Annotated in this window: 16 protein-coding genes; 9 read left to right on the top strand and 7 right to left on the bottom strand. The window is 55.5% G+C overall.

Features of this window, described 5'->3' with window-relative positions:
• Positions 1 to 337: 337 nt before the first annotated feature.
• The 3 genes from G536_RS31150 to G536_RS0123645 all read left to right on the top strand — a co-directional run bounded on the left by G536_RS31150 (position 338) and on the right by G536_RS0123645 (position 7,646).
• The gene (locus tag G536_RS31150) at positions 338 to 3,700 is read left to right on the top strand and encodes a PAS domain S-box protein (RefSeq protein ID WP_169515154.1); all 3,363 of its coding nucleotides are present in this window, start codon (positions 338 to 340) and stop codon (positions 3,698 to 3,700) included.
• 80 nt (positions 3,701 to 3,780) lie between these two features.
• Positions 3,781 to 5,679, top strand: coding sequence for an ABC-F family ATP-binding cassette domain-containing protein (locus tag G536_RS0123650; RefSeq protein WP_022826091.1), 1,899 nt, complete (start codon positions 3,781 to 3,783; stop codon positions 5,677 to 5,679).
• Between the two features lie 524 nt (positions 5,680 to 6,203).
• Complete coding sequence (locus G536_RS0123645) at positions 6,204 to 7,646, top strand: carbohydrate-binding protein (protein ID WP_022826090.1); 1,443 nt, start codon at positions 6,204 to 6,206, stop codon at positions 7,644 to 7,646.
• Between the two features lie 51 nt (positions 7,647 to 7,697).
• Here G536_RS0123645 and G536_RS0123640 read toward each other — a convergent pair whose 3' ends face one another.
• The 3 genes from G536_RS0123640 to G536_RS0123630 all read right to left on the bottom strand — a co-directional run bounded on the left by G536_RS0123640 (position 7,698) and on the right by G536_RS0123630 (position 9,464).
• Complete coding sequence (locus G536_RS0123640) at positions 7,698 to 8,411, bottom strand: hypothetical protein (RefSeq protein WP_022826089.1); 714 nt, start codon at positions 8,409 to 8,411, stop codon at positions 7,698 to 7,700.
• 159 nt (positions 8,412 to 8,570) lie between these two features.
• Positions 8,571 to 8,915, bottom strand: coding sequence for a DUF952 domain-containing protein (locus G536_RS0123635; RefSeq protein WP_022826088.1), 345 nt, complete (start codon positions 8,913 to 8,915; stop codon positions 8,571 to 8,573).
• 153 nt (positions 8,916 to 9,068) lie between these two features.
• Entirely contained in the window at positions 9,069 to 9,464 is a 396-nt protein-coding gene (locus G536_RS0123630) for a hypothetical protein (protein WP_022826087.1), read from the bottom strand.
• Between the two features lie 94 nt (positions 9,465 to 9,558).
• Here G536_RS0123630 and G536_RS0123625 point away from each other — a divergent pair, with 94 nt between their 5' ends.
• The 6 genes from G536_RS0123625 (at position 9,559) to G536_RS0123600 (ending at position 16,846) form a co-directional block, all read left to right on the top strand.
• The gene (locus G536_RS0123625; RefSeq protein ID WP_022826086.1) at positions 9,559 to 10,476 is read left to right on the top strand and encodes a DMT family transporter; all 918 of its coding nucleotides are present in this window, start codon (positions 9,559 to 9,561) and stop codon (positions 10,474 to 10,476) included.
• A 132-nt stretch (positions 10,477 to 10,608) separates the two neighbouring features.
• Positions 10,609 to 11,742 carry a 4-hydroxyphenylpyruvate dioxygenase gene (gene hppD, locus G536_RS0123620; RefSeq protein ID WP_022826085.1) on the top strand — a complete coding sequence of 378 codons (1,134 nt, stop codon included), beginning with the start codon at positions 10,609 to 10,611 and terminating at the stop codon, positions 11,740 to 11,742.
• 191 nt (positions 11,743 to 11,933) lie between these two features.
• Positions 11,934 to 12,686 (top strand): DUF6000 family protein, encoded by a 753-nt coding sequence (locus G536_RS31145; protein ID WP_022826084.1) that lies wholly within the window; start codon positions 11,934 to 11,936, stop codon positions 12,684 to 12,686.
• Positions 12,687 to 13,166: 480 nt separating this feature from the next.
• Entirely contained in the window at positions 13,167 to 14,408 is a 1,242-nt protein-coding gene (locus tag G536_RS29590; RefSeq protein WP_022826083.1) for a T9SS type A sorting domain-containing protein, read from the top strand.
• Positions 14,409 to 14,532: 124 nt separating this feature from the next.
• A complete protein-coding gene (locus G536_RS0123605; RefSeq protein WP_022826082.1) occupies positions 14,533 to 16,269 on the top strand; it encodes a phospho-sugar mutase in 1,737 nt (578 codons plus the stop codon).
• Between the two features lie 64 nt (positions 16,270 to 16,333).
• On the top strand, positions 16,334 to 16,846 hold the full coding sequence (locus G536_RS0123600) for a hypothetical protein (protein WP_022826081.1): 513 nt from the start codon (positions 16,334 to 16,336) through the stop codon (positions 16,844 to 16,846).
• Between the two features lie 6 nt (positions 16,847 to 16,852).
• Here the strand turns inward: G536_RS0123600 and G536_RS0123595 are convergent, their stop codons facing one another.
• The 4 genes from G536_RS0123595 to G536_RS0123580 all read right to left on the bottom strand — a co-directional run bounded on the left by G536_RS0123595 (position 16,853) and on the right by G536_RS0123580 (position 21,343).
• Positions 16,853 to 17,689 (bottom strand): glycoside hydrolase family 16 protein, encoded by an 837-nt coding sequence (locus G536_RS0123595; protein ID WP_022826080.1) that lies wholly within the window; start codon positions 17,687 to 17,689, stop codon positions 16,853 to 16,855.
• A 327-nt stretch (positions 17,690 to 18,016) separates the two neighbouring features.
• Positions 18,017 to 18,886: a glycoside hydrolase family 16 protein gene (locus tag G536_RS0123590; protein ID WP_022826079.1), complete on the bottom strand. Its 870-nt coding sequence runs from the start codon at positions 18,884 to 18,886 to the stop codon at positions 18,017 to 18,019.
• 47 nt (positions 18,887 to 18,933) lie between these two features.
• A complete protein-coding gene (locus tag G536_RS0123585; protein WP_022826078.1) occupies positions 18,934 to 19,755 on the bottom strand; it encodes a PKD domain-containing protein in 822 nt (273 codons plus the stop codon).
• 37 nt (positions 19,756 to 19,792) lie between these two features.
• Positions 19,793 to 21,343 carry a RagB/SusD family nutrient uptake outer membrane protein gene (locus tag G536_RS0123580; RefSeq protein ID WP_022826077.1) on the bottom strand — a complete coding sequence of 517 codons (1,551 nt, stop codon included), beginning with the start codon at positions 21,341 to 21,343 and terminating at the stop codon, positions 19,793 to 19,795.
• Positions 21,344 to 21,364: the final 21 nt, after the last annotated feature.

Raw genomic sequence — 21,364 nt, 5'->3', positions numbered from 1 at the left:
ATCTTCTCGCAACACCATACGCTAAATCCAATATTTTATATGGTCCATCCGTCAACTGTCAGTCGGTAAAGAGTAAATTTGCAGTTTAGCTGAGTGACTGCATAAGTCTTGGCAGTTGAGTTTGATACGTTTATGTTGTGTTAGTGCTATGGAGAAGGCGGTTATTCCTACATCCTTACGGCAAGCGCAGACGGAGCCAGCCTCACAAACGGAGGTGCTTGCGCACCTCAAACAAAGCTTAGCCGTAGTGCAACATGCTTTTGTGGGCGTGGCACTTCTTACCATCGAGGGCCAATTTCTCTGGGTCAATAAAGGCACCGCAGATTTGCTTGAACAGATGGCAGAGAAACCTGTGGGGCAAGCACTCTGGGCCGCTTTTCCGCCCGCGTCAACTGCCACCGGCCAGTCGTTTATGGCTCCCACCAGTCTCTCGGCCCTGACATATGAAACACTGCTACCCGCTGCCACCCATCCAGCCCGCTGGCTGCGCGTGAAACTGCAACCGGCCGTGCTGCCTCACCCGCAGGAAACAACATCCAGCTATTTCCTGGCACTCTTCGACGATATAACCAGTGAAAAAGCTCTTCAGGCTACTGCCACCGCTCAGCAACTTCAACTGCGTTACCTCCATGAACAAGCACCAGGCGTGCTGTTTCAGTGGCGGCTCCTTCCTAATGCCGTAGCACACCTCTCCTACATCGGCAGCACTGCGCAGGCCATTTTCGGTTTCCAACCAGCCACACTCGAGGTGCTAACGGCCGTGGTACACCCCCAAGACCAGGCGCAGTGGGCCATTTTTTTGCAGGGGGCTAACTCTAAAAATTCAGCTCATTTTGAAGGCCGCTTATTGGTGCCTGGCCAGCCGTTGCGCTGGTGCAGCGCCCACTACCAACTATCCACCCATGATGCTAATGGCACACTTTATACGGGGGTGCTACAAGACATTACTCCGCTGCACGAGGCTGAAGAGACCATACAGGAAAGTGAAGCACGCTGGCTAATGGCCATCGAGCGGTTTGGCGACGGAGCGTGGGAATTCAACTACCAAACCGGCGATGATTACTTTTCCAGTGCCTACCGGGCCATGCTCGGCTACCCTGATGAGGACTTCCCGGCAGGGTTCCAGGCCTGGCACAACCACGTGCACCCCGACGACCAAACTACTAGCCTGGAGGCCGCCGATGCGTATTTGCGCGGCGACGTTCCCATCTATTCGGTGGAGCGCCGCCTGCTGTGCCGCAACGGCGAATATAAATGGGTACTTACCCGGGGCTTGATTACCAAGCGCGATGCTGAAGGCAAGCCTTTGATTATGACGGGTGTACACACCGACATTTCCGAAATTAAGCAGGCCAATTCTGTTATCGAAGCGGCGCAACGGCGGCTGTCGGCTACTATTGCTAATTTCCAGGAAGGCATTTTACTGGAAGACGAAAACCGCCGGGTGGTGCTCGTAAACGAGGCATTTTGCCGAATGCTACAGTTGGAAGTTACACCCGACTACTTGGTGGGAATGGAAACCGAAACCTTGATGGCCGCCACCCAGGCCAATACCGCGGCGGAGCAGGGTTGGCTGACGGGCAGCAACGGCAGCACCCTGAAGCAGCAAGCCGTTATCGGCGACCTACTGGTTCGGAAAAACGGGCAAGTATTTCAACGAGACTTTATTCCGGTGCTCAGCAACCAGGTTTCGTTGGGCTACCTCTGGAAATTTCAGGACGTAACCGAGCAAAAAAAAGCCGAAGGAGCCCTCAAGCAACGTGAGGAGAAGTACCGGCGCATCATCGAGCAGATGAAGCTTGGGTTGGTGGAATCGGACCTGAATGACGACGTGCTCTACGTTAACCAGGTGTTGCGCGACACACTAGGCTTTTCGGCCGATGAGGTAATCACGCAGGAGATGCTGCGGGCAATGCTCATCCAGGAAATATCTCAGCCGGAAACGGAAGGCCCGCAGGCCTACGAGGTAGCCACCTGGAGCAAAGACGGCCGCCAGAAATGGTTGCAGGTGAGCCGCTCCCCGGTGTACAACGACGAGCAGCAGCGCACCGGCATCATCCGTATCACCCTCGATATAACCCACCAGAAAGAGCTGGAAAACAAGCTGCGCACAGCCAAGGATTTTGCCGAGGAATCATCGAGAGCCAAGGAGCTGTTTTTGGCCAACATGAGCCACGAAATTCGCACCCCGATGAACGCTATTCTGGGTATGGCCCACCTAATGTCGAAAACCCCGCTTACGCTCGAGCAGGACGACTATCTACGGGCCATTTCCACCTCGGGCGCCAACCTGCTAGTTATCATCAACGATATTCTTGACCTATCAAAGATTGAAGCGGGGCAACTGCAAGTGGAGCGGATTGGGTTCAACCCGGCGCAGTTGGTCGCACAAATCGAAAAAACGCTGCTCTATCGCGCCGAGGAACAAGGGCTGACGTTTGTGGCCGAAGCTGCGCCCGAGTTGCCACCGGTGCTGCTAGGCGACCCTTACCGCATCACGCAGGTGTTGCTCAACCTGGCCGGCAATGCCATCAAGTTCACCGAGAAAGGCCACGTAATCATATCGTGCGAATTACTTAGCCTGGTAGCCAATACCGTCGAAATTAAGTTTACGGTGACTGATACTGGTATTGGTATTGACCCAGCCTACCTGAACGACATTTTCAAGGAGTTCAGCCAGGAAGATCCGTCGGTGACGCGCAAGTTTGGGGGCACGGGGCTGGGCCTGAGCATCAGCAAAAGCTTGGTGACGCTCATGGGTGGTGAACTGCGCATTCACAGCGAAAAGCACATTGGTACCGCCAGCAGCTTTATTCTGCAACTGCCGCAGGGCTCGGAAGCAGATTTGCCGCACCGGGAAGCCACCGACCAGACCCAGCTAAAAAAGCTGAAAAACAAAAAAGTGCTGCTGGTAGAAGACAATCGATTCAACCGTCAGATTGCCAAAGCTTTACTTACCAATATCAAGCTTCAGGTAGATGAAGCCGAGAATGGCGAAGTGGCCGTGAACATGCTGCGCCGCCACCGCTACGACCTAGTACTGATGGACGTGCAAATGCCAGTGCTCAACGGATTGGAAGCCACCGCCATCCTGCGCGCCGACCTGGAGTTAACCACCCCCATTATTGCCCTCACGGCCAACGCCATTAAGGGGGAACGGGAAAAATGCCTGGCTGCTGGCATGAATGATTACTTGGCCAAGCCCTTTCAGGAGGACGAGCTATTGAAGCTGGTAGGTGACTGGATACTAGGCCCTTCCACGGTGCCTCCCGGTACCGCAACCACCGAATCTGCTGTTACCGCAGTGCTTCCCGATGCTCCAACGTCGCTGTACAAGCTCGACCTGCTTTACCAGATTGGGCAAGGCGACGAAAGCTTTGTGGCACTGATGCTGGAGTCGTTCATTGAAAGCTGCGAGGAAGCCGTGCGCGACTTTCAGCAGGTACTGCTCACCCAGGATGTCCAGCTACTACACGCTACCACCCACAAGCTCAAGCCCAGCCTCGACCACCTGCACATCTACCAGCTGCTACCCCTCGTGAAGCGCCTTGATGCTTGGGATACTGCCTTCGACGCCGATGTTCTGCCGCCCCTCGTCGAAAACGTTATCGAACTGCTCGAACAGATTATTCGGCAGATGACCTTGGATTTAGCTACGGTAACAAAAACCCTCGGCAGCGGCCCCGACATTATCTCTTGAACGAGACGTAATCGGGCCGCCACTAGAGTAATTGCGAGCTTGTGCTTCCAGGCTGCCAAGCCGTGGCTACCTTTGTAGCTATGAATCTGCTTTCTGCTGAAAACCTTTCGAAGAATTACGCCGACCGGTGGCTTTTCCGGGAACTGAACTTTGGTTTGCAACAAGGCCAGCGTGTGGGCCTTGTCGGTATCAACGGCTCAGGAAAAACCACACTGCTGCGTATTTTGGCCGGTTTGGAGCCGCCAGATACTGGTGGCCTAAGTACCCGCAAAGACACCCGCGTGTCGTTTTTGGGTCAGCAGCCGGTGTTCGATGAAACGCTGACGGTAGAGGAAACCATCTTCGCCAGCCAAAACGATACCCTGGCTGCTATCCGTGACTACGAGCACGTAGTAAACGACCCCAACCACAAGCCCGCCGATTTGCAGCGGGTAATGGAGCTAATGGACTCGTACAACGCCTGGGACTACGAGTCGCAGGTGCAACAGATATTGGGTAAGCTAGGCATCCTGGGCGAGCTGTTGCAGCGCAACGTAAGCAAACTCTCGGGTGGGCAGCGCAAGCGCGTAGCCTTGGCCCGCGTGCTGATTGAAGAGCCCGATGTGCTGATTCTCGACGAACCGACCAACCATCTGGATCTGGCCACCATTGAGTGGTTGGAAAACCGGTTGGCTTCCCCGAGCCTCACCCTACTGATGGTAACCCACGACCGGTACTTCCTCGATAGGGTAGCCAACGAAATAGTGGAGCTGGACCAGGGCCGCGTGCACCGCTACCAAGGCAACTATGCCTACTTCGTGGAGAAGAAAGCCGACCGGGAGCAGATGGAAACCGCCGAAGTGGAAAAGGCCCGCAACCTGCTCCGCAAAGAGCTAGATTGGATGCGCCGCCAGCCCCAGGCCCGCGGTACCAAGCAAAAAGCCCGCATCGACGCTTTCTACGAAACCCAAGAAAAGGCCAAGACCAAAATCAAAGGCCCAGAGATGGAGCTGTCGGTGAAAACCACCCGGCAGGGCGGCAAAATCATCGAGGTAGAGCACCTGAGCAAGAAGTTTGGCGACAAAGTGGTGCTGTCCGATTTCAGCTACGTGTTCAAGAAGAAGGATCGGATTGGCCTGGTAGGCCCCAACGGCGCGGGCAAAACCACGCTGCTCAATATGCTTACCAAGCAACTGGCTCCTGATTCCGGCACCGTAGACGCAGGCCAGACCACCGTGTTCGGCTACTACACCCAGACCGAGCTGGAATTCGACCCTACGCAACGCGTGATTGACATTGTGAAGGAAGTGGCCGAGGTAATTGAGCTGGCTGATGGCAGCGTGGTCACTGCCTCGCAGTTTTTGCAGCACTTCCAGTTTCCGCCGGCCCAGCAGTACACGCTGGTGAGCAAGCTGAGCGGGGGCGAAAAGCGCCGGTTGCAGCTGTTGCGGGTGCTCATCAAGAACCCCAATTTCCTGATTCTCGACGAACCGACCAACGACCTCGACATCATCACGCTCAACATTCTGGAGGATTTCCTGCTCCAGTTTGCAGGCTGCCTGATTATCGTGAGCCACGACCGGTACTTTATGGATGCGCTGGTGGAGCAGGTGTTTGCCTTGGAGCCGGCCGGTAAAATCCGGCAGTTCCCCGGCAACTATACCGACTACCGCGAGTGGCTGCAAGAGCAACCCGCCGACAACACTGCCCGCGACGCCGAGAAGGCCCTGAAGTCGGTGAACCCTACGACTGCTACGCCTGCTCCGGTTGCCGCTGCGGCACCTAAGCGCAAGGCCAGTTTCGCCGAGAAGAAGGAGTACGAAACGCTGGAAAAGGAAATCGAGCAACTGGAAATCCTGAAGCAACAGCTCATTGAGAAGCTGAATTCTGGCACTGGCTCCCATACCGAGCTAGCCGACTGGGCCGCCCAACTCAAGCGCACCGACGCCGATTTGGACAGCAAGGGAGAGCGGTGGCTGGAACTAGCTGATTTAGTGTAACTTCCAAAATATATCTCAATCCAAACGGCGCTGGTTTCTACCAGCGCCGTTTTGCGTTTCACCGTATCTGTTCTCTACCTTTTGTAAAGACGGGACAGTTGGCTTTGTAAACCTTCGGTTCGCGTCTTGTCGTCCGCGCCATTTGACCTGTTCAACTAAATGACGTCGAGACGCGAAATGCCGCGTCTCGACATCGGCCGAGGTTTATATATGGAAATATTATATACCTCGGAGTACCACGGCTAACAGAAATAAGATTTTGGCATTTAGAGAAATTTCGTGGCAAGTAGTGGTTGGGTGAGTTATTTTCTAAACGACACCCAGGTTGCAGGTCGTTGAAAACGGAGATAATCCAACGCTATAAATTCTTTACTAATACGTGTGTAGTAAGTGTCTGGCGTCTGGTTCTTAGGCGTTAGTAAGCCTAATGTAGTGCGTCTTGGAGGCTTGCGTTTGAAGAAAGGAGTGCGAACATTGGACTTGTTCTGCTCACTTTTTTCTTCCAACCAACTCCCCCAATCACCATGAAAAAGATCTTACACACACTGCTTGGCGCAGCAGCGCTAGCCGTACTCGGTCACTCGGCGGTGCAGGCCCAAACCTACCAACTTGTCTGGGCCGACGAGTTCAACGGCAGCATCAGCCCCGACTGGCAATTTGAAACCGGCGGCGGTGGCTGGGGCAACAATGAGAAGCAGTACTACCAGGCTGCCAACGCCAGCGTGGCCAACGGCAACCTACTGATTACGGCCCGCAAGCAAACCGTGGGCGGCATGCCTTACACTTCGGCCCGCATGATTACCAAGGGTCGTAAGGAGTTCACCTACGGCAAGATAGAAGCTCGCCTGAAAGTACCACTGGGCCAAGGCTTGTGGCCGGCTTTCTGGATGCTGGGCGGCAACATTAACACGGTTAGCTGGCCAGCCTGCGGCGAAATTGACATCATGGAGCATATCAACTCCGAGAACAAGGTGTACGGTACCCCGCACTGGGACAGCAACGGCCATGCTGAATACGGCGGCAATACCATCACCACGCCCCAGGACTACCACGTCTACACCGTGGAATGGGATGCCAGCGCCATCCGTTGGTTTGTGGACGGCACCCAGTACCACGTCATGAGCATCCTCAACAATGCGGGCGGCACCGAGGAATTTCACCGGCCTTTCTTCCTGCTCTTGAACCTGGCCGTAGCCGGCAACTGGCCTGGCCAGACCGTAGATGAAAGCAAGCTGTCCGCCACCATGTACGTCGATTACGTGCGGGTATACCAGAAAACCGGCGGCACCACGGCCCCAACCTCTACCCAAATTCAGGCCGAAAGCTATGGCTCGATGAACGGTGTGCAACTGGAAAACACCACCGACACGGGCGGCGGCCAGAACGTAGCCTATATTGATGCCGGCGACTGGATGGCCTACAACAACGTCAACTTCCCTACCTCGGGCAACTATACCATCGAGTACCGCGTGGCCAGCCCCAGCGGCAGCCGCCTGTCCTCCGACCTCAACGCTGGCTCCACGCAACTCGGTACCGTAACAATTCCGGCTACCGGTGGCTGGCAAAACTGGACCACCGTTTCGCAGACTGTGTACGTAAATGCCGGCACGTATAATTTTGGGGTGTACGCGCAGGCCGGCGGTTGGAACTTCAACTGGTTGCGCATCACTAAAGCCAACGGGGCCCGCATGGCTCAAACCACCACTGCCGATGCTCAGCAGGTTTCTGCCACCGCTGCAGCCGGACTGGCCCTCTACCCTAACCCAGTAGCCGGACAGCTCACTTTGTCGGGTGTTTCCAAAGCGGGTACTCAGGTAAGCATCCTCAACATGCAGGGCCGGCCCGTGTGGACTGGCGCATACAATGGCAAAGCGCTAGACGTATCGAAGCTGGCACCCGGACTGTACAATCTGGTAGTTGTGGGCGCCGACCAGCAAAAGCAAACCATCCGGTTCAGCAAAGAATAACCGTTCCGCACGACGATAAAAGGCCAGCCTCACGGCTGGCCTTTATGCTTTTTAGTGGGCTTGCACTAGTTCGCCCATGGGACTGTAACTGACCTTTTCCGGAGTTTGGTTGAAGTCGAAGGTGACAGGCCGCTCGTTGTAGAACAGCACGAACCGCAACCGGCGGGCCGTATCGGTGCGGGGAAAGTTCACCTGCCCGCTGACGTACTCACCAGAAGGCAGCTTGGCGGTACGCAATAGCACTGATTGGGAGCTTTGATGCTGGTTGTAGAGGTCGTCGGCGTTCTGGGCGTGCTGCTCGCGCTGGTTGGCGAAGTAGGCATTGGTGCTGGCATGGCGTTCTTCTCGCTCAACTACCTGCGCCTCAGTTTCCTTCTTTTTGATGCTGGCTACACTTTCGGCTACCTGCGTGACGGTGGTAGCAATTTCAAACCAACTCACCTTTTCGGCTTTAGCAGCTTCGGTTTCCAGGTTGGCCGTGAGGGTTTTCAGGCGCGTTTCCGGGTTGATGGCGGCTATACGGGGCAACATAGGCTGGGCACTAGGCCGCAGCGCCACGGCCGTATCAATGGGCGCGTAGAAAAATGAGGCAGGCTCAATTAGTACCGGCCGCTTGGAGTCGTTTCCAATTTCCACCTCAAACACCAGCTCGGTAGCGTCGTAGCGCACGAAGCTTAGCTTCACTTCCACGCTGTCCTCGGTTTGATATTTAGTGCTGGTGGGGTGGCCGTTTACGCTGGAGCCATCGGGCTGAGCTGGGCGCATGGCTAGGAAAGTGGAGGCGCCGCAGCTTGTAAGGCCTAGCCCCGCCAGGCATGCCCATAGTATAGAGTATCGCATAGAACGTGAGAGAGGGAGTAGCAGTTTTCAAGCTAACGGAGGCAACAATCCAGCCAATGGTTGTATGCAAAGCCACCAACTCACTCACAAATCGGTAGGCAACGCAAATTGTCCATCGGTAGCTGGAGCAAACGCCCACCACCGCCGCACGGCCGCCAGCGGCACCGGCCCAAAAACGTGCGCGAAATGCTCTTGCCGAGCTTCCACCCACTCCCACTCCACCCGCACTCCGGCGGCCGTCAGCGCATCTTCATCCCACTCCAACAACACTAAGTCGGTACGACCAGCATAATAGCGGCGTGTGGTTTCCAGAATCTGCGTCTGTTCGGAGCTATGAATGAAGCCTTCCGCCACCAAATCGGCGCTGGCGAAAAGTCCGGTTCTCTTGGCCTGCTGCCAATCGGTTGGTTCGGCTATGCGGTAGAGCATATGTGGAGGGTAGGGCGTTGGTATTGAAAAAAAAGCGTCATCCTGAACGCAGAGAAGGATCTGGGTGGTGTAGTAAAAGATTCTACTGCACTACCCAGATTCTTCTCTGCGTTCAGGATGACACGTTATGAGCTAAGACGTAGCTTGATGCTTTCAGCCTTGGCTAGCTTTCCAAAGCTCCTGCTGCACTGCTTTACCAACGGTGAGCATGATGCGCGTAGGGTTGGGCACCAGCGTGATGCGGGCTTCTTTGCCGGGATATTTCTCGGAATCAACCCACACGCCTTCTTTCGGCGAAGGTTTGCCACCGGTGCTGGAGGGCAAGTAGGCCGTGGGCAGCAGCACGTCGGTATCGGAATTGAGTTCGGTGTGCACTTTGTCGAGGGCGGCTTCCAGGTAGGTGCCGTATTCGTCGTTGAAGTCGTCTTCCAAGTCGTGCAGTTCCTCTTCCACGTCGTCGTAGCGGGCATCATCGTACTTCATGTCGTGCAGGACTTGCTTTTTCTCGATCAGGGTAACGAGGGCGCGGTTTAGCTCTTCCAGATTCATAAGGGGTAGGCAATAGGTTTAGGCTGCAAAGGTGGTCAGGATTCGGCATTTTCGCGTGCCGCTCCCGCACTTGTCCCAATTTTACGAAAGAACCATGAATCTGTCTTCCTCTGTTCGCAGCTATGCGCTGGTTACGCTGGCCGTGGCCTCGTGGGCGCTCAACTTCCACCTAGCCGTGCCGGTTCTGAAGTTTGTGCCGCCATTGGCCGGCGCCGCGCTGCGCTACGCGGTGGGTGGCGCGGCGTTGCTGGGGTTGATGCTGGTGGGCGGCGGCTTCTGCTGGGCGCGGGTGCGGGCACACTGGGTAGGAATTCTAGTAGTGGCGGGAGCTGGCGTGTTTCTCTTCAACTATGCGTTTTTCGAGGGCTTGCAGTACACCTCGCCGGTCAATGCCACGCTCATTATAGGCCTGAACCCCGTCACGACCATGCTGCTGGCCACCCAGATGCTAGGCACGCGGCTCACGCCGCGGCAGTGGCTGGGCGCGGCCCTGAGCCTGGCGGGCGTACTCGTCGTTATTTCCAAAGGCAGTTGGGACACGCTCAGCAGCCTCAGCTTCTCACGCGGCGACGTATGGTTTCTGCTAGCGAATCTGGCGTTTGCGCTCAACCACGTATCGGTACGGCGGTTTTTGTCAGGTATGCCCGCACTGGAAACTACTGCGGTTACGTCGTTGCTGGGGCTACTGCTGCTGGCGGTGCCGGCTGCCCCGGCGCTGGTGGCCGCGCCGTACGCTACGTTTCCATTCGTGGGGTTCTGGTTGCCGTTGCTGGTAATGGGCGTCCTGGGTACCTGCCTAAGCTACATCAGCTGGAACCGGGGCCTCGTGCAAATCGGGCCCGATAGGGCAGCCCTGTTTATGAACTTGGTGCCGGTGTTTTCGGTGCTGATTGCGCTTACCTACGGCGGCACCGTCACGGGTCCGCAGCTGGCTGGTGGGGCGGTGGTGCTAACTGGTATTCTGGTAGCACAGCTAGGAGCCAAGAGAAAAGCTGTACCTCGGCCAGCTTAGGTTAGGAGCTGATCTAGAATATTAGCTCCCCTCCTCATCTGAGGGGAACTAGCTCCTAACTTCCTACATCAATCCACAATAAACCTTATTTTTACCCACGTTTCCACCAGTCCCACCCTCACCCATCCTCCCATGCAAACCATGACCTCGCCAGAAGTACTGGCCCAACCCGCCCAGGACTTCCTGCCGCTCAACGGCACCGATTACCTGGAGTTTTACGTCGGCAATGCCAAGCAGTCGGCTTACTTCTACCAAGCGGCTTTCGGCTTCGAGCTGGTGGCCTACGCTGGCCCCGAAACCGGCGTGCGCGACCGAGCCAGCTACGTGTTGCAGCAAAACAAAATCCGCTTTGTGCTCACCACTTCCCTCCTGCCCGACTCCGACATCACGCGGCATGTGGCCCAGCACGGCGACGGCGTGAAGGTGATGGCCCTGTGGGTGGACGATGCCCGCAAATCGTTTGAGGAAACCACCAGCCGCGGCGCCAAAGTGGCTTTCGAGCCTTACACGATGGAAGACGAAAACGGCTCCGTGACGCTGGCTGGCATCTACACCTACGGCGAAACCATCCACACCTTCGTGGAGCGCAGCAACTACCGCGGCCCGTTCCTGCCCGGTTTCGTGGCTCGCACCAGCAAGGTACCGCAAGGCGCGCCGGTGGGCCTGGAAGTGGTTGACCACTGCGTAGGCAACGTGGGCGGGGGCGAAATGAACCAGTGGGTGAAGTTCTACGAGGACGTCATGGGCTTCAAGCTGCTCATCACCTTCGACGATGAGGACATCAGCACCGAGTATTCGGCCCTGATGAGCAAGGTGGTGAGCAACGGCAACGGCTTTGTGAAGTTCCCCATCAACGAGCCCGCCGAAGGCAAGAAGAAAAGCCAGATTGAGGAGTACCTCGACTACTACCACTCGCCGGGCGTACAGCACATGGCCCTCATCACCCACGACATCCGCACGACCGTAACCGAGTTGCGCCGCCGCGGCGTGGAGTTCCTGACGGTGCCTGCCTCCTACTACGACGACTTGCTGGAGCGCGTCGGCCACATCGATGAGGACCTAGACAGCATCCGCGACCTGAACCTACTGGTGGACCGCGACGAGGAAGGCTACCTGCTCCAGATTTTCACCAAGCCGGTGGAAGACCGGCCCACCGTGTTCTTCGAAATCATCCAGCGCAAAGGCGCCAAGAGCTTCGGCAAAGGCAACTTTAAGGCCTTGTTCGAAGCCATTGAGCGGGAACAGGGGCTGCGCGGGAATCTGTAGCCGCTAACCAATCCAGCATGTACACAACGCCCGCTTCTCTAAAGATGAAGCGGGCGTTGTGCTGTAGTGGCTGTTTCGGTTATAATGCCACCAATAGATATATAACCGAGACACATTTGCGGGCTAAGCAGATATAACCGAAGTTTGAGAGACACGCCAGTTTCGGCAATAAGAATGTTAGCTGATATATTATGGACGACTTAAACGAAATGGCGAAATTTCATTCTGCTGGTGCAACGGTTAGACACAAATCACTCTTTGCAGATTTGCCGACTCATAAAAATGAAAGTGAATTATCCGCTGACTTCATAAAGAAGTGGGCAGTTCCATTTTATATGGAAATTGCTTCTTATGATAACACCAGATGGATTGATAAAATTAAAGAAATCAAAAACGAAATAACGACCGACGTATGTATTTCCCTCTTGGGTGACTTCAATTGGCGAACAAGATTAGTAGGTGCTTATTTCGCAGCAGTGAAGGGCTACCAAGAACTTATTGACATCATCGGCAATCATCTTCTAAAAAGTGAATTCTGCTGTGTTGGACACATTTACGCTCTGACACTTACCTTTTTTAAAACGGATAAAAGTGTTGGCTTTCTAAATCAGTATCTTGACTATTATCTTACAACGCCGAGTTTATATTTTGACCAAAAGTCTGTAATGGAATCCTTGCTTTATTTGGACTCAATAGACAAGACTGAAAACTGTAAAAGACACTTTGAAAATTGGAGACGTTTAGAACAAGACAGAAAACCACTTGAAAATCAACAAGCTTTGGCACTTGCGAAGCTTTTAGAACAACAAGAAGGGAAAGGTGTCGCTGAAGATTATCTACAATCACTATCATCTATCGACAACGACAGGGTTGAAAACCTTTCAATAGATTATGTTGCCGAACAAATAACTATACTCAAAAATCTTAATCAATACAGCAGCTAACATTGCATTGGCATTATGGCGGCTGACCAGCATAGGCTCAACATTTGTGCTGCTATTTAGCTTTTTGTGATATATTCAGCTGACATAATTTTATTTCTACCACAACGCCAATGCCTCAACGTTACAAATACTATCGAGGCGAAAGTGCGTTCAATTAGTAAAACACCACTTAGCCTTTTACTAATTACCAAACCATTTTATATTTAAATAAAAGTGTGTTTATTAATTATCATGCTGAGCCTGTCGAAGCATCTCTACTGAGGTAAGGCATTCAGCATTGCAACGGAGCGGTAGAGATACTTCGACAAGCTCAGCATGACGGTCTACATTACTTCTTAAGCACCCGTTTTCAGTTACTATCTACAGACTCTAGCTGTATAGTCCCAGCTTAGATATTCCATATCTAAAATATTTCGTCCAAGTATCTCGGAAGCGGCCCGTACTGTGGCGTTCTTTACGGCTACAAAACGGCTATTGCTTATGCTTCAAAAATTTACGCTACTTCTAGTTCTGCTGACTGCCTTCCAGGCCCGCGCTCAAACCACCGGCTGCCCCGATACGCGGGCGACCAACTACAGCCCCGCCGCCACCGTCAACGACGGCTCGTGCCAGTACGCTACCACCGCTACCACGCTCACTACCAGGGCCACGCTGCCCGCTGATATTGCCGAAACCTCGGCGCTGCAATACACCAGTCAGCAGCTCTGGACGCTCAACGACAGCGGCAACTCCCCCCTGCTCTACAAGCTCGACCCCGCCACCGGCAACATCACCCAGCGCGTGCGCATCGGCAACTTTCCCAATGTGGACTGGGAAGACCTGGCCGCCGACGCGCAGTACCTCTACATCGGCGACTTTGGCAACAACAACGGCGACCGGACCGACCTGCGGATTCTGCGGGTGCGCAAAGCCGACATCAACTCGGCCGCGCTGGACACCGTGGACGCCCAGGCCATCCAGTTCAGCTACCCCGACCAGACCACCTTTACGCCCGGCACCAACAACCACAACTTCGACTGCGAGGCGCTGTTCTACGCCAACGACTCCCTGCACCTGTTCACCAAAAACTGGGCAGACCGCCAGACCAAGTATTACACGGTGCCCGCCACGCCCGGCACGCACGTCGCCCGCCTGAAGGCCAGATTCAACGTAAACGGCCTGATTACGGCTGCTAGTGTCAACCCCACCGGCACCGAGGCCTGCCTGCTGGGCTATAACAACAGCAACGGCTCCACCTTCCTGTGGCTACTCTCCGACTTCACGGGCACCAAGTTCTTTGCCGGCAACAAGCGCCGCATTGAGTTGCCCAACGCCATCCAAATCGGGCAGGCCGAGGGCGTGACGTTCATCGACCGGTACCGGCTCTATCTCTCCAACGAGCGGATTACCAACATCATCACCATTCCGCAGCGGCTCTACGAGTTGAATACCAGCCCGTGGCTAGCCACCCCAATGGCTACCGCAACTAGCGCGCCACTGGAAAGTGCGCAGGTGTTCCCGAACCCGGCTCGGCAGAGCGTGACCGTGCAGCGTGCGGCGGGGGTTACGGGCTCCGTGGAAGTGAGCTTGCAGAACATGCAGGGCCAAACGCTGCTTTCCACGGCCATTCAGCCCACGCAGATGGCCCAAACCATCAATCTGGTGCCGTACCCGGCGGGCTCGTACGTGCTGCGCATTAAGTCCAGCGCGGGCACTTTTTCCAGAAAAATCGTCAATCAATAAACCTCTGGCTGTGAACCGGAGTAACTGCAAACGCCAAATCGGTCGGCCGCCGGCTGCCCGATTTTAACGTAAATCCTCTTTCTTTACCGCCACACTTGCTCTCTATTCTTTCAACTCCCCCCTCATGGCCCTTACCGACGCAGTTCAGCAGAAAATAAACACCTGGCTCACCGGCAACTACGATGCCGCTACCCAAGCCGAAATCCGGGAACTACAGGCCCAAAATCAGGAAGATGCGTTGTCCGATGCCTTCTACCGCGACCTGGAGTTCGGGACGGGCGGGCTGCGCGGCGTGATGGGTGCCGGCTCCAACCGCATGAACCGCTACACGCTGGGCATGGCTACCCAGGGCCTCAGCAACTACCTGTTGCAGCAGTTTGCCGGTCAGGAAATCAAGGTGGCTATTGCCCACGATTCGCGCAACAACAGCAAGGAATTCGCCCGTATTGCCGCCGACATTTTCTCGGCCAACGGCATTACCGTGTATCTGTTTGAGGCGCTGCGGCCCACGCCGGAGCTGTCGTTTACCATCCGCCAGCTAGGCTGCCAGAGCGGCTGCGTGGTTACGGCCTCCCACAACCCCAAGGAGTACAACGGCTTCAAGGTGTACTGGAACGACGGCGCGCAAGTGGTAGCGCCCCACGACAAAAACATCATCAAGGAGGTAGAAGCCATTCACTCCGTGGATGAAGTGAAGTTCCAGGCCGACGAGTCGAAAGTGCACATCATAGGGGCAGAGCTGGACGAGGCCTACCTTGCCAAAGTGAAGGCCCTGAGCATCAACCCCGCCGCCATCCAGCGTCAGCACGACTTGAAAATCGTGTACACGCCGCTGCACGGCACCGGCATCACGCTGGTACCCAAAGCACTGGCGCAACTCGGCTTCGACAACGTGCACGTTGTCGAAGGCCAGGCCACGCCGGATGGTAACTTCCCCACGGTGCTGTCGCCGAACCCGGAGGAGAAAGTAGCCATGCAAATGGCTCTCGACCAAGCCAAGGAGCTGGATGCCGACATCGTATTGGCCACCGACCCCGACGCCGACCGGGTGGGTATGGCGGTGAAGAACACGCTGGGCGAATGGGTGCTGGTGAACGGCAACCAGACCGCCGCGTTGCTGACCTATTATCTGCTGTCGGCGCGCAAGCAAGCCGGCCAGATGACCGACAAAGACTTCATCGTCTACACCATCGTAACCAGCGAAATGCTGGGCGACATTGCCGATTCGTACGGCGTGAAGAGCTACCAGACGCTCACCGGCTTCAAGTACATTGCCGGCCTGATTCGAGAACTGGAAGGCAAAGCCACCTACATCGGCGGCGGCGAGGAAAGCTACGGCTTCATGATCGGTGACTTCGTGCGCGACAAAGACGCCATATCAGCCTGCGCCATGATTGCTGAAATGGCCGCCGTAGCCAAGGACAACGGCCGTACGCTTTACGAGGAAATGACCCAGATGTACGCCACCTACGGCCTGTACCGCGAGCATCTGATTTCGCTCACCAAGAAAGGCCAACGCGGCGCCGAGGAAATTCAGGAAATGATGGCCGGCCTGCGCGCCAACCCGCCCGCTACCATTGCCGGCTCGGAAGTGGTGGAACTGCGTGACTACAAAACCGGCTTGCTCCACGACCTACGTACTGGCCAGCAAACGCCCACCGGCCTGGAATCCAGCAACGTGCTCCAGTTCATCACCGCCGACGGCAGCAAAATATCGGCCCGCCCCTCCGGCACCGAGCCAAAAATCAAGTTCTACTTCAGCGTAAAAGCCCCGCTCAAGTCGCACGTTGATTTTGCCTTAGTGGAAAAGCAGCTCAACGAAAAGATTGAAGCCATCATCGAGGATATGCAGTTGAAATAGAAGCTATTGCAGCAGACAAATAATAGCCTAGCAGGAACACTGCTAGGCTATTTCATTTTAGAGTATGACAACCCATTACGACGGTGTTCTGCGAAGACAATTCTTGCTAGAACATGTACATAAAGGTTTTGCAGCAGCCTTAGCCGTTTTCTTACCTGCCTTCTCTCTGGCTGCATACGCAGGTCTAGATATTATTGCTGCCATGTGGGTAGCAAGTGCGGTGGGATTGGCGCTGATAATTGCCGTTTGCACTTATCAGCAAAGGTTCTCTTTAGATACTAGCCATCAACGCTACCGTTCCTATCTCTGGATAGCGGGGCTACGCTTCGGAAAATGGCAACCGCTACCTGCAATAAGCCATATTGTAGTCAAGCCTTACAGTCACTCACACTACCTTTCTCTAACCGATGGTGTACCGGTAGAGCTTGGGTCGAAGGCAACAGAAAGAAAATGGCAGGTTCTTCTGAGTGTTGTCGGTAAACCGATAGGAATTATTGCAGCTTACCTTGATCAGGAAGAAGCAATACGATCTGCTGCCTCGTTGAGCAAATTGCTCAACGTAGAAGTGACAAAATAATACTTTCTATTCCTTCTTCATCTGGTAAAACCGCACGTAATCCACTAGCATCTGCTGGGGGAAGGCGTCGGCGTCGATGCCCTTCTGGCCGCCCCACTCGCCGCCGACGGCCACATTAAGCAGCAGGTGAAACGGCTTGTCCCAGGGCCAGGCTTCCCAGCCGGTGCCCTCGTTGCGGGTGGCGAAGTAGAGCTGCCCGTCGATTTCGGCGGTAATGGTTTCAGGCGTCCATTCTACGGCGTAGGTGTGGAAGGCCGTGGTGGCGTCGGGTAGCTTGGTGACGCTGGTTTTCTGGTTGTTGATGCGGAAATAGTAGGCCTTGCAGTGGGTGCTGGCGTGAATCACGTTCGGGTCGTAGCCGACGTGCTCCATGATGTCGATTTCGCCGTTGTCGGGCCAGCTGTGGTTGCCGTAGGGGTTCTGGTCGGGTAGCATCCAAATGGCAGGCCAAGTGCCGCGCCCGCCTGGAATCTTAGCCCGCACCTCGAAGCGGCCATAGGTCATACTGCCACCTTTGCCCTTGGACAGCAGGCGGGCGGAGGTGTACTCGTTGGCGGGCATCAGGGCTTCGCGGCGGGCTTCCACTATTAGGTTGCCGCTTTCTACCCGGGCGTTTTCGCGGCGGGCTTTGGTGTAGTACTGTAGCTCTTTGTTGCCCCAGCCGTTGCCGCCTACGTCGTACTTCCACTTAGTGGAATCGGGCAGGCCAGTGTAGTTGAACTCGTCGCTCCAAGCTAGCTTACGAAAAGTATAGCGCGGTTTAGCAGGTGGGGCAGAAACTGGTTGAGTGGAACCGAAAATATCACTCAACAGCAGGAAGCCAGATATAAAGGTGGAAATCATGTAGTAAAGTGCAAACTCTTACTCATTATGAGTAGTTCTTCAACAAAATAAACGTCCTGCGGGGTTGGCTGGGGCCTGCCTACTGCTTCGCTGCAACAATGCAACTAAGTAGTAGACAGGCCCCAGCCAACCCCGCAGGACGTTGCGGTAACAAATGGGGGCAGCCGCACCCGGCCTCCATTACTCCGGGTGCAGCCACCGCCCAGTCCGGCGGGTCAAATTCCCAAAAAATCCCCGCCGGAATAGCCTTTGTGAGCGAGTAGCTGAGTGATTGAGTAACTCGTTCTTACAGTGCAGTTAGGCATTCGAAACGATTTACTCAGTTACTCATTGTGGATACTGGTAGTGCCGCACGTAGTCCACCTCCATCTGCTGGGGGAAGGTGGCAGTGCCGTCGGGGTTGCCGTCGAAATTGCCGCCTACAGCCACGTTCAGAATCACGAAAAACGGGTTATTGAACGGGTAAGCATAGCTGCCGACGTCGGTATTAGTGAAGCGGTAATACTCCTGCCCGTCCAGGAAAAAGCGCATCAGATTCTTGCTACGCACCACCGAAAACAAGTGGTAGTCGTCGGATAGGTCGGCGGTTAGCTGCTTGGTAGTGCCTTTGTACTGGTGCGTAGCCGAGCTACTGCCGTAGTGCATGGTGGAAAGCATCTCGCGGGGTTTGCTGCCACGCAGTTCCATGATGTCGATTTCGCCGCACACCGGCCAGTTGTTCTGGTCGATGTCAGCGCCCAGCATCCAGATGGCGGGCCACACACCTTTGCCTTTCGGCACCTTGGCACGAATATCCGTCCGGCCGAACTGGAAGCTCTGCTTGCCCTTGGTAATCAGCCGGGCCGAGGTGTAGCTACTTCCCTGCTGCCGCGCCCTGATTATCAGTTTGCTGCCATCGACCAGCACGTTGTCGGTGGAGCTGGTATAGGTTTGCAGCTCGTTGTTGCCCCAGCCGCCGGCTCCCAGCTCGCAGGTCCATTTGGTTAGGTCGAGGGTGCTGGTGTTGAATTCGTCGCTCCACACTTGGTTGGTGTACTGGGCGTAGTCGCGCGCTTCCTCGTTCACCGCCGTTGCCGTAGGCGTCGGGGCCGGGATATTCTTGGTTTTGGTTTCGGTGCACGACGCCAGACTCAGGGCCAGCATGCAGCCGGCCCCAAGAAATGCATTGCGTCGTACCCGCTCAATTACAGTAGTCATTGAAACGCGCTTATGGTAGTAGTACTAAACAGCCAATAGGAGGCTGCCTATGGCTTCACTACCATTTTGATAGTGAATACGGTACCTCCGTTTTGGCCGCTCCCGGCGCGCAAGGTCATCTTCTGGCTGTCGATGCTCAGAATGCGGTACACCCGCTCGGTAGGAGAAGCATCGGTGGCGGCAATGAAGGCTCCCGAGCGGCTGAGGGTGAGCTGAGCCAAGCCAGTGCCTACGGCCGGACCAAACACGAACGGCGACGTACCCGACTCCGGCGTGGTACAGATATAGCCAGCCGCGGCCGAGAAAGTCTGGGCTTTGGCATTGTAGGTGAACGTGTTACTGGTCGAGAAGGTGTACTCGTCGTCGGACTGGCAAGTGGGCAGCGCCCCAGCGGCTACTCCCGCAAAATAAGTAGCGGGCGAGGCTTCGGTACCTACCGCAATGGGGGCGTTGGCAGCATTGTCAATCATCCAAGTGCGCGACGAGCCACCCGTTAGCAGCTGGTTTACTAGGTTCAGCGTGGAGGCAATTACCACGTCCTGGGTAGCAGAGGTGGTAGTACCGGCCCGACCGGCTGTGGTCAACTTCGCTTTGAAGGTGCCGCCCTGGGTGTAGACGTGCGTAACGGTTTTGCCCGAGCCAATGGTACCGTCGCCGAAGTCCCACTGGTAAAGGAAGGCATCGGGACTGGTGCTGGTGCTAGTAAACGTCACTTCCGAGGTGAGGCCCACCACTCGGGGCGCTGTGGCCGTAAAGCTCGACTCGGGCTTGGGACCTTCCAACTTACCTTCGTCTTCTTTGTCGCAGGCGGTGAGCAGGAGCGTGCCGGCCAAGAAGGCCAGCACCGCTTTATTCAGGATATGTTTCATTGCTTATGAAGCACTAAGAAGTCGTGAGAAAGGGGGCTTAGTAGCCAGGATTTTGCTTCAAACCGGGGTTGGCATCCAACTCCGACTGTGGAATGGGCAGCACCAAGTTTTTCTCGGTTGGAATGCCGCGGTTGATGCCCAGGTTGAGGCTGCGCAGGTAGGCGGCCTGGGCCGTCATTACCGGAATCAGGCCGTATTGTGTGCCATTGTAGCGCTTCAAATCAAACCACCGATCGAACTCGAAAGCCAGCTCGTATTTCCGCTCGCGCAGTACAGCCCCCGTGAAATCGGTGGTGCTGGAAGTCAGGTCGCGGGCTGCTGATGGCGTGTTGATGGGCAAGCCGAAAGCCCGGCGGCGCACTTTGTTGATGGCCTCCAGCCCTTCAGTAGTAGGCCCTACGGCTTCGGCCAGAATCAGGTACATCTCCGCCAAGCGTAGTACCGGCACGTTCAAACCCGAATCCCAGATGTTGGTGTTTACCTTTCCTACAAACCATTTCTTGCAGTTGTAGCCAAACGGTGAGCCGGTAGCCCGCGGAGCCTGCCGAGTACCATCGGGGTATACATCACCGGGCACCCAAACGGTAGCGGTTTTGCGGGTGTCGCCAGTTTCGTAGCCGTTCACAAAATCGGGTTCTGGAATGTTGAAGCCGTAGCCGCTGCCGGGCGTTTGGTTGGCACCACGAGGCCCGAAAAACTCGTTCATTGAGGAGCCCACGTTGTTGCGGTCGTACTCGTTGCGGCCGTTTATAAACTGCACCTCGAACAGCGACTCCTGCCCGTTCTCGTTGGCTACCTTAAAGTTGTCGCCGTAGTTGGCCCACAGCGTCTTGCCGGAGTTATTGATTACCTCGCGGGCCCGCTGGGCAGCCAAAGCTTTCTTGCTAGCGTCGCCCATTGCTGCTTCCGTGATGTACACTTTGGCCAACAGACCTGTTGCAGCCCACTTAGTAGCTCGGCCTAGGTCGGCGCCGCTGTAAGATGGCGGCAGGTTGCCGATGGCGTCGGTCAAATCCTGCTCAATCTGCTTGTAAACTTCGGCGGCTGCCGTGCGCGGAATATTTACGGCGGCTGGGCTGGCTGGTGGGGCCGTGAACAACGGCACGTCGCCATATACTCGCACCAGGTCGAAGTAGTACTTAGCTCGCAGGAATTGGGCTTCACCGAGGCAGCGCTTCTTGATATCGGGGTCCATGTTGGCAATGCCCGGCACCTTTTGCAGCACCAGGTTGGCGCGCTGCAAGCCAATGAAGCTACCACCCCACAGCCGGTTTATCACAGTGTTGGTAGACGGGATGTTGAAGGCTTCGAGCTGCTTGTACTCGATACCATCGTTGCCGTCGTCACCACCCGTCACCGAAATGTCGGCCATAATATCAAAGGCCCACATGGAAAGGTTGTACTGGCCTTCCTTGGTCAGCTCGCTATAGGCCGCCGTGGTAGCCTGAATAGCATCCTGCTGGGTCTGGTAGAAGTTGGCGTCGGTAATCTGGTCGGCGGGAGCTTCTTCTAGGAATTTTTCGCCGCAGCCAGTCAGTAATCCTAACGACAGCAGGAAGGCGCCGCAGGTGAGTTTCGAGATAGTCATGATCAGGTAAGTGGGAATTTG

This window comes from Hymenobacter norwichensis DSM 15439 (assembly GCF_000420705.1).
GTDB lineage: Bacteria > Bacteroidota > Bacteroidia > Cytophagales > Hymenobacteraceae > Hymenobacter > Hymenobacter norwichensis.
The sequence above is the reverse complement of the archived record's forward strand: the minus strand, read 5'-3'. Positions and strand labels throughout refer to the sequence as shown.